This window comes from Thauera carbonicopians, assembly GCF_025699485.1.
GTDB lineage: Bacteria > Pseudomonadota > Gammaproteobacteria > Burkholderiales > Rhodocyclaceae > Thauera.
This window is the reverse complement of the sequence record NZ_JANUXN010000009.1, coordinates 152354-160764: the sequence shown is the minus strand read 5'-3', so window position 1 is coordinate 160764 and position 8411 is coordinate 152354. Positions and strand designations below refer to the sequence as shown.

At 66.4% G+C, this 8411-nt stretch carries 8 protein-coding genes; 3 read left to right on the top strand and 5 right to left on the bottom strand.

Features of this window, described 5'->3' with window-relative positions:
• On the bottom strand, positions 1-990 hold a 990-nt coding region (locus NX068_RS13325; protein WP_263461745.1), incomplete at its 3' end, for a TRAP transporter substrate-binding protein.
• A 205-nt stretch (positions 991-1195) separates the two neighbouring features.
• On the opposite strand from NX068_RS13325, the gene NX068_RS13320 reads away from it, so the two are divergent.
• Both NX068_RS13320 and NX068_RS13315 read left to right on the top strand, forming a co-directional pair.
• The gene (locus NX068_RS13320) at positions 1196-3172 is read left to right on the top strand and encodes a sensor histidine kinase (RefSeq protein WP_263461744.1); all 1977 of its coding nucleotides are present in this window, start codon (positions 1196-1198) and stop codon (positions 3170-3172) included.
• Entirely contained in the window at positions 3169-3774 is a 606-nt protein-coding gene (locus NX068_RS13315; RefSeq protein ID WP_263461743.1) for a response regulator transcription factor, read from the top strand. The genes NX068_RS13320 and NX068_RS13315 overlap by 4 nt, the downstream gene beginning before the upstream one ends.
• Before the next feature lie 19 nt (positions 3775-3793).
• Here NX068_RS13315 and tilS read toward each other — a convergent pair whose 3' ends face one another.
• The 4 genes from tilS to NX068_RS13295 form a co-directional block, all read right to left on the bottom strand.
• A complete protein-coding gene (gene tilS / locus NX068_RS13310; protein WP_263461742.1) occupies positions 3794-5119 on the bottom strand; it encodes a tRNA lysidine(34) synthetase TilS in 1326 nt (441 codons plus the stop codon).
• A 4-nt stretch (positions 5120-5123) separates the two neighbouring features.
• Entirely contained in the window at positions 5124-6089 is a 966-nt protein-coding gene (locus tag NX068_RS13305; protein ID WP_263461741.1) for an acetyl-CoA carboxylase carboxyltransferase subunit alpha, read from the bottom strand.
• Between the two features lie 167 nt (positions 6090-6256).
• Entirely contained in the window at positions 6257-6922 is a 666-nt protein-coding gene (locus NX068_RS13300) for a Bax inhibitor-1/YccA family protein (RefSeq protein ID WP_263461740.1), read from the bottom strand.
• A gap of 71 nt (positions 6923-6993) precedes the next feature.
• Positions 6994-7341 carry an HPF/RaiA family ribosome-associated protein gene (locus tag NX068_RS13295; protein WP_263461739.1) on the bottom strand — a complete coding sequence of 116 codons (348 nt, stop codon included), beginning with the start codon at positions 7339-7341 and terminating at the stop codon, positions 6994-6996.
• Between the two features lie 145 nt (positions 7342-7486).
• On the opposite strand from NX068_RS13295, the gene NX068_RS13290 reads away from it, so the two are divergent.
• The gene (locus NX068_RS13290; RefSeq protein WP_263461738.1) at positions 7487-8383 is read left to right on the top strand and encodes a LysR family transcriptional regulator; all 897 of its coding nucleotides are present in this window, start codon (positions 7487-7489) and stop codon (positions 8381-8383) included.
• Positions 8384-8411 lie beyond the last annotated feature (28 nt).

Here is an 8411-nt window from a genome sequence, read left to right as displayed (position 1 = left end):
ATCGAAGCCGGTGGCGTCGTAGATCGACTTGATCGTCGCCGCGCCCACGCGCGATTCCATCTTCTTGTGCACCGGCACCAGCGCCTTGATGAAGGCCGCACGCTCTTCGTCGCTCAGCTCGCGGATCTCGGTCTTGCCCGCGGCCCGCACCGCTTCCAGCGACTTGTCGTTCTCTTCCTTGGCGATCCGGTTGGCGTAGTCGGTGGCCTCGTCCATCGCCTTGTCGAGCTGGCTGCGCACCTCGGCGGGCAGACCGTCCCAGAACTTCTTGTTGGTGATCACCGCATAGCCCAGATAGCCGTGGTCGGTCAGCGCCAGGTGTTTCTGCACTTCATGCATCTTCTGCGTGTACAGGTTGGAGTGCGGATTCTCGGTGCCGTCCACCACGCCGGTCTGCAAGGCCTGGTAGGTTTCCGAGAAGGCCATCACCTGCGGCAGCGCCCTGATCTGGCGCATCTGCTCCTCGAGCACCTTGGACGACTGGATGCGCATCTTCTTGCCGCGCAGATCTTCCGGCTTGGCGATCGGGGTGTTGGCCGAGAAGGACTTGAAGCCGTTGTCCCAGTAGGCCAGGCCCTTGATGCCGCGCGGCTCCAGCTTGTCCAGCAGTTGCTGGCCGACCGGACCCTTGGTGACCTTGTGCAGGGCATCGTAGCCATCGAAGATGTAGGGCAGGTCGAAGGCTTCGAACTCGCGCACGCCCAGTGGGCCGAACTTGGCCAGCGACGGCGCCAGCATCTGCACCGCGCCCAGCTGCAGCGCTTCCATTTCTTCCTTGTCCTTGTACAGCGTGCTGTTCGGGTACACCTCGACCTTGACCGCACCGCTGGTGTATTTCTCGGCCAGTTCCTTGAACTTTTCGGCAGCCTTGCCCTTGGGCGTGTCCTGCGCGACGACGTGGCTGAACTTGATGACGATCGGGTCTGCAGCGACAGCGGCAGCCGACAGGCCGACAGCGACCAAACCCACCAGAAGTGCACGGATCTTCATGGTTTTCTCTCCTCCGAATGAACAGCGTTCATATTGACGTTTGCATTCCCCCGCCGGACGATGGTGCCCAACGTGGTTGACTGCACCGATAAGTTTTTCTGCACAGCCCCATCAGTATCCTTTGTACCTGCCAACAGGTTCTATTGTGGAAATCCGCAGTTCCAGCCGGGTACCATCCGCACACAGACCCCATGACCCAGGCCTCATGACCCACGCCGACGACACTCTCCCCCCCGCCACGGCCGGACGCGCCCGCTGGGTAGGCCGGGTCTCCTACTTCGCCCTGCCGCTGTTCCTGGCAGCGATCGCCGCACTCGTGTGGCTGACACGCCAGTACGACGCCGACGAGCAACGATCGACACTGATCAGCGACGTACTGTGGATGGAGCAGAATCTCCGTTTCGAGCTTGACCGCAACGAAGCGGATCTCCAGCAGCTCGGCCCGGATCTGTTCGTCTCCCAGCGGCACCAACAGACCGAAGCCCGGCTGGCACACCTGCTGACCCAGGGGCGGGGGCTGGTGCGCATCCTCTGGCGCGCACCGGACGGCACGCTGGTCGGTGCCATGCCGCCGCTCCCCGCCCCGAATCCGGACGAGGCGGCCGAGCTTTCCCTCGCCGACACGCCCTTCGAGCTCGCACGCAACATCGGCCGCCCCACTTACGGCCCGCCCTATCCGGGCAGCAACGGCAAGCATCGCTTCGAAGTGCACATCCCGGTCTGGTCCGACAACGCGCTGAAAGGCCTGGTGACCGGCGTTTATTCGCTGAACGACATCGTCGTCCGCGATCTGCCCTGGTGGTTCTCCACGCGCTACCGGGTCGCGGTACTCGATGGCGACGGGCGTGAGATCGCCGCCAAATCGAAGGTCGCGCCGCTGTCGTCGCAGCTCGACTACCAGATTCCCTTCGAGCCGCCCGGCCACGGCCTGAGCCTGCAGATCACCGCGTACCGGCCCGAGACGCGCTGGATCCCGGTGCTGCTGGCTGCTTCGATCGTGCTCCTCGGCGGCGTCATCGTCTGGAGCGTGGCCCAGCTCAGGCGCCAGCTCGCCCGCCGCCAGCAGGCCGAGATCGCGCTGCGCGCCGAATCGGCCTTCCGCAAGGCGATGGAGGATTCGATGCTGACCGGCATGCGGGCCCGCGACCTCGACGGCCGCCTCACTTACGTGAACTCCGCCTTCTGCCGCATGACCGGCTACAGCGCCGACGAACTGGTCGGCCTCGAACCCCCGCTGCCCTACTGGCTGCCGAACCACACCGAACAGCGCCAGCAATTGCTCGACCGCCTGGAAGACACCGGCTCGACGCCCGAAGGCATCGAACTGCGCTTCCGCCGCAAGAATGGCGAGATGGTCGACGTGCTGCTGTTCGAAGCGCCGCTGATCGATGCCGCCGGCCGCCACACCGGCTGGATGGGATCGGTGCTCGACATCACCGAACAGAAACAGGCCCAGGAACTGGCACGCCAGCAGAACGAGCGGCTGCAGGCCACCTCACGCCTGGTCACGATGGGCGAGATGGCCTCCACCCTCGCGCATGAACTCAACCAGCCCCTCACCGCCATCGCAAGCTATGCCGACGGCTGCCTGAACCACCTGCAGACGACCGACACCGACCGCGACGAGCTACTCGACATCCAGCGCAAGATCGGGCGCCAGGCCCGCCGCGCCGGCGAGATCATCCGCCGGGTGCACGACTTCGTGCGCCGCTCGGAGCCGCGGCTCGACCCGCTCGATCTCAATGCCGTCGTGCGCGATGCCGCCGGCCTGACCGAAGCGGATGTCCGCAAGCGGCGGATGCAGCTCATCCTCGATCTGGCCCCGGACCTTCCCCAGGTCACGGCCGACGCGGTGATGATCGAGCAGATCATCGTCAATCTGGTGCGCAACGGCATGGACGCAATGCGCGACACCCCGGCCGCCAAGCGGAAGATTCTCGTCACCACCCGGCTCGAAGGCCGATCGGTCGCGGTCCGCGTCACCGACCACGGCTGCGGCATCCCCGCCGACACTGCCGCCCGCCTGTTCGAACCCTTCTTCACCACCAAGAGCGAAGGCATGGGCATGGGGCTCAACATCTGCCGCTCGATCGCCGAACTCCACCGCGGCCGCCTCACTTTCGACACGAAGCCCGGCAGCGGTACCATCTTCACCCTGACGCTTCCCGTGGAAAACGCATGAACCCGGCTTTCGCGCACATCATCGACGACGACGACGCCATCCGCGACGCCCTTCAGTGGCTGTTCAAGACGCGCAACGTCGCCTGCCGGGCCTGGGAAGGCGGCGAACAGTTCCTCGCCGCCTGGCAGGCGGAATGGCAGGGCTGCATCGTCCTCGACATCCGCATGGCGGGCATGAGCGGGCTCGAATGCTTCGACGCCCTGCTGGCGCGCGGCTGCCGCCTGCCGGTGATCTTCATCACCGGCCACGGCGACGTGCCGATGGCGGTGGCGGCGCTGAAGAAGGGCGCGTTCCATTTCATCGAGAAGCCCTTCAACGACCACGACCTGGTCGAACTGGTGGAAAAGGCGCTCGCGCTCGATGCCGAACGCCAGCGCGCCGCGGCCAACCGCGAGGCGATCGAAGCCCGGCTGGCGACGCTGACGCAGCGCGAACGCGAAGTCATGGAGCTGATCCTGGAAGGCAAATACAACAAGGTCATCGCCGACGAGCTGTCGATCTCGATGCGCACCGTCGAAGCGCACCGCTCCCGCATCTTCGACAAGATGGCCGTTCGCTCGGCGGTGGAACTGGCGCAGATCCTGACCGACCTGCGCGGCTGAAGCTGCTGCGGGCCGGTCGTCACCGGCTTTCCTCCCCCCCCGGCCTCCACTCCGGCACCAGGCCGGCGCCGCCGGCCTCGCAGGCGAAATCCGCGGCGACGCCGATGCCGCCGATCCAGGCCGCTTCGCCGCCGATCCACAGCACGGGCAGGCGTTCGCGCATCCAGGCCGCAACCCCCGCTTCCTGGCACAGCTTCCTGAAGCTGCGCCGCGGCCGCCCCACGCCCAGGCGCATTTTCAGGCCGGGCCGATACGCATCCAGCACCACCGGCGCCAGGCCGTCGATTGCGGCACGGGCGATGCCTGCACCGACGGTGGGACGGAAATCGACGCTGCCCGCCCCCCACGGCAGACGTGCCCCGCCCTGCCAGGGCTGCGGCTGCGGGTCTTCGACGAGGCTCGCCTCCAGCCACAGTTCACCCCGGTAGATGCAGCAGGCCAGATCGCCCAGTTCGAGGCGCAATGGACGGGAAGCCGGCACCGCACGCATCTGGCGCAGCGCCTCGCCCAGCCGAACCCGACCGGGCGCGCGGAAGCCCTGCCGCCGCGCCAGCCAGCGCAGCAGATTGGCGATGCGGGCGTCGGGCAAGGCCAGCAGGCGCTCGCGCTTCAGCGCCTGCCTGCCGCAGGCGGCATGATCCAGTTCGGCGAGCTCGTCGAGCAGATCGCTCGCTTCGCGGAAATGCCCTGCCGCCCGTGCCAAGGTCACAGCTGCCGCCGGAAAGCGCTCGCCGATCACCGGCAGCACGCGATGGCGCAGATGATTGCGGCGGTAATCCAGCACCGCGTTGCTTTCGTCCTCGACCCAGCACAGCCCGTGGCGGCGCGCCCAGGCTTCGATCCCGGCGCGGCGGCAATCGAGCAGCAGCCGCAGCCGCCCCGGCCGGCCGGCCTGCGGCGGCTCGCATGCCGCCATCGCCGCCGCACCGCGCACGCCGCTGCCCCGCAGCAGCCGGAACAGCAAGGTTTCGGCCTGGTCGTCGAGATGGTGGCCCAGCACCAGCCAGTCGCAATCGACGCCATCGAGCGCCGCATGGCGCTCGCGGCGGGCGGCGGCTTCGAGCCCGGCGGCATCGTCGCGCGGCACGGTCACGCGGAACAAGGAGAAGGGAACCTGCAACTGCGCACAGAGCCGCCCGCAGGCTTCGGCCCACGCATCCGCGTTCGGGCTGAGGCCATGATGGACGTGGGCGGCCTGAAGGGAAAACCCCAGGCGCGGCGCCAGGTCATGCAGGACATGGAGCAGCACGACCGAATCGACGCCGCCCGACAGCGCGCAGCACAGGCGCGCGCCCGGGCCGACTCCCGCCGCCTTCAAGCTGCGGGAAGCGGCCTCCGGCAACATGGCTTCAGGCCGCCTGTTCCTTGAAGCGGCCGTAGCTCATCAGCTTCTCGTAGCGTTGCGCCACGAGTTCGGAAGGCGACAGATGCTCCAGCTGGCGCAGCGATTCGGCCAGCGCCAGCTTCAGCGACGCCGCCATCGCGCGGTGATCGCGATGGGCACCGCCAATCGGCTCATTGACGACCCTGTCGACCAGGCCGAGCGACTTCAGCCGCGCCGCGGTGATGCCCATGGTCTCGGCCGCCTCGGCCGCCTTGTCGGCACTCTTCCACAGGATCGACGCGCAGCCTTCGGGCGAGATCACCGAATAAGTGGAGTATTGCAGCATCAGCACCTGGTCGCCGACCGCGATCGCCAGCGCACCGCCGGAGCCGCCTTCGCCGATGATGGTGGCGATGATGGGCACGCGCAGTTCGGCCATCAGGTAGAGGCTGTGGCCGATCGCTTCGGACTGGCCGCGCTCCTCGGCGCCGATGCCGGGATAGGCGCCCGGCGTATCGACGAAGGTAAACACCGGCAGGCCGAACTTCTCGGCCAGCTTCATCAGCCGCATCGCCTTGCGATAGCCCTCGGGCCGCGGCATGCCGAAGTTGCGCGCGATCTTTTCCTTGGTGTCGCGGCCCTTCTGGTGGCCGATGACGACGCAGCTCTCGCCGTTGAAACGCGCCAGGCCGCCGACGATGGCCTTGTCGTCGGCATATGCGCGGTCGCCGTGCAGCTCCTCGAAGTCGGTGAAGATGTGCCGGGCGTAGTCGAGCGTGTAAGGCCGCTGCGGGTGGCGCGCGACCTGCGCGATCTGCCACGGCGTCAGCTTGGCGTAGATGTCCTTGGTCAGCGACTGGCTCTTGGCTTCGAGGCGGGCGATCTCCTCGGAGATGTCCACGGCGGGGTCGTCCGCCACGAAACGCAACTGGTCGATCTTCGCTTCCAGTTCGGCAACCGCCTGTTCGAAATCCAGAAAAGTGGTCTTCATCCAACCGTTCCCACTGAGAAATGTGCGCCATTGTAGCGCCACACGGACCGGTCCGTGCCCATCACATTCGGGCGAACATGCCCGGGAAGCCGGCCTGAACGCCTAAAACAAGCGGGGTGGCCGCCTTCCGGCAACCACCCCGCACACGGCACCGGCAGTGCCGGCGGTCAGTCGTTGTTCATGAAGCCCAGCAGGTGCAGCAGGCTGGTGAAGAGGTTGAAGATCGACACGAACAGCGTCACCGTCGCCATCACGTAGTTGGTCTCGCCGCCATGGATGATGTTGCTGGTCTCGTAAAGGATCAGGCCCGACATCAGCAGCACGAAAGCGGCGGAAACGGTCAGCGACAGCGCCGGGATCTCGAAGAAGATCGCGCCCAGGCCGGCCAGGAAGGCCACCAGGATGCCGACCATCAGGAAGCCGCCCATGAAGGAGAAGTCCTTCCTGGTGGTCACCGCGTAGGCCGACAGGCCGAGGAAGATCGCCGCAGTGCCGGCCATCGCCTGCATCACGATGGAATCACCGTTGGGCAGCGACATGTAGGCCGAGATGATCGGGCCGAGCGTGAAGCCCATGAAGCCCGTCAGCGCGAACACGAACAGGATGCCCAGGCCGCTGTTGCGGAACTTCGTCGTCAGGAACAGCAGGCCGAAATAGCCGACCAGGGTGATGATCAGCCCCGGGTGCGGCAGCCCCATCGCCATCGACAGCCCGGCCGTCAGTGCGGAGAAGGCCAGCGTCAGCGACAGCAGCATGTAGGTGTTGCGGATGACCTTGTTGGTCGACAGCACCGATGCTTCGGAGCGGGTCGTCGTCGAAAGGCGGTTTTCCATGGTCTTGCTTCCTCCGGTCAGTGGGTTTTGTTTTGGATGTATCGGATTGCCCCGGCGTCAGCGCTCTGACGTCAGGCCGGCTGCGCCTGCATCGACGCGATGCGGGCCCGGTTCGGTCGCTGGACACGGCGCACGCGCTGGGCAAGCACACGCGCGACACGTTCGGCAGCCTGGTCGATCGCAGCGCGAACGTCGAGCTGCGTGATGGCGAACACCACGTCGGGCAGGTTGCGCAGGCGCAGTTGTACCACGCAACGCTTGTCCTGGCCGCCGCGCGGGCCATTGACGTCGGCCACTTTCACGCGCGCCCACTGGATGTGGTCACGAAAACGTCCGATTGCGAAGCCCATCCGGCGGGTCACGTAATCACGCAGGACGGGCGCGGCTTCGACGCCCTCACAATGCAGGTCGATTCGCATCTCGAGTCTCCTTATTGGTAGTTGCGCATCACCGCCAGGCTGCACGCCTGCCGGATACTAAACCTCAGACGCTTCGATAGAATCTCGGTTCAACAGAATATGCATCCGATTTTTTCGAAGTATTCACGATACCCGGGAGCCGGCCATGATCAACTACAAGCAGCTGCATCACTTCTGGACCGTCGCCCGAGCAGGTGGGATCGTGCGTGGAGCAGAACGTTCCGGACTTGCGCCACAAACCTTGTCGGGCCAGATCGCCACGCTCGAAGCCGAACTCGGCGTCAGCCTGTTCAAGCGCCAGGGGCGCGGGCTGGCACTGACCGACACCGGGCGCGTCGCCCTCGATTATGCCGAAGAAATTTTCCGTCTTGGCGACGAACTGGAAGAAGCGATCCGCAGCCGCGCCAGCGGCCCTGCGGTTCCCTTTCGCGTCGGCGTCGCCGACGTGGTGCCGAAGACGATCGCCTGGCTGCTGCTGGCGCCGTCGATGACACTGGCCGAGCCGATGCGCATCGTCTGCCGCGAAGGCAAGTTCGACGCCCTGCTCGGAGAACTGGCGATCCACAAACTCGACGTCGTACTCGCCGACGGCCCGATGCCGCCGAACACGGACGTGCGCGGCTACAGCCACAAGCTGAGCGAATCGACCATCGGCTTCTTCGCCGCTCCCAGCCTGGCCGAGGCCCTGAACAGCGACTTTCCGCACAGCCTGAACGGCGCGCCGCTGCTGCTGCCGGGCAGCGAAGCCGCGGTGCGCGGCCCGCTGCTGCGCTGGCTCGACACCGCCGGGCTGAAGCCACACATCGTCGGCGAGTTCGACGACAGCGCGCTGATGCGCGCCTTCGCCGAAGCCGGTGCCGGCATCTTCCCCAGCGCCCTGGCGGTCGGCGAACAGCTCTGCCGCCAGGATGCGATGGTTCATCTGGGCACGGCCGACGGCGTCGTCGAAACCTATTACGCCATCTCGGTGGAGCGCCGGCTGACCCATCCTGCGGTACGCGCGATCAGCGCCGCGGCGAACGAAGGCCAGCAGCCGGCGTAAGCCGCGCGGACAGAAACCCTCATCCATC

Coding starts and splice junctions, on each gene's coding strand:
- NX068_RS13320 (WP_263461744.1), top strand. CDS start 1,196: ATGACCCACGCCGACGACACTCTCCCCCCCGCCACGGCCGGACGCGCC.
- NX068_RS13315 (WP_263461743.1), top strand. CDS start 3,169: ATGAACCCGGCTTTCGCGCACATCATCGACGACGACGACGCCATCCGC.
- tilS (WP_263461742.1), bottom strand. CDS start 5,119: ATGTTGCCGGAGGCCGCTTCCCGCAGCTTGAAGGCGGCGGGAGTCGGC.
- NX068_RS13305 (WP_263461741.1), bottom strand. CDS start 6,089: ATGAAGACCACTTTTCTGGATTTCGAACAGGCGGTTGCCGAACTGGAA.
- NX068_RS13300 (WP_263461740.1), bottom strand. CDS start 6,922: ATGGAAAACCGCCTTTCGACGACGACCCGCTCCGAAGCATCGGTGCTG.
- NX068_RS13295 (WP_263461739.1), bottom strand. CDS start 7,341: ATGCGAATCGACCTGCATTGTGAGGGCGTCGAAGCCGCGCCCGTCCTG.
- NX068_RS13290 (WP_263461738.1), top strand. CDS start 7,487: ATGATCAACTACAAGCAGCTGCATCACTTCTGGACCGTCGCCCGAGCA.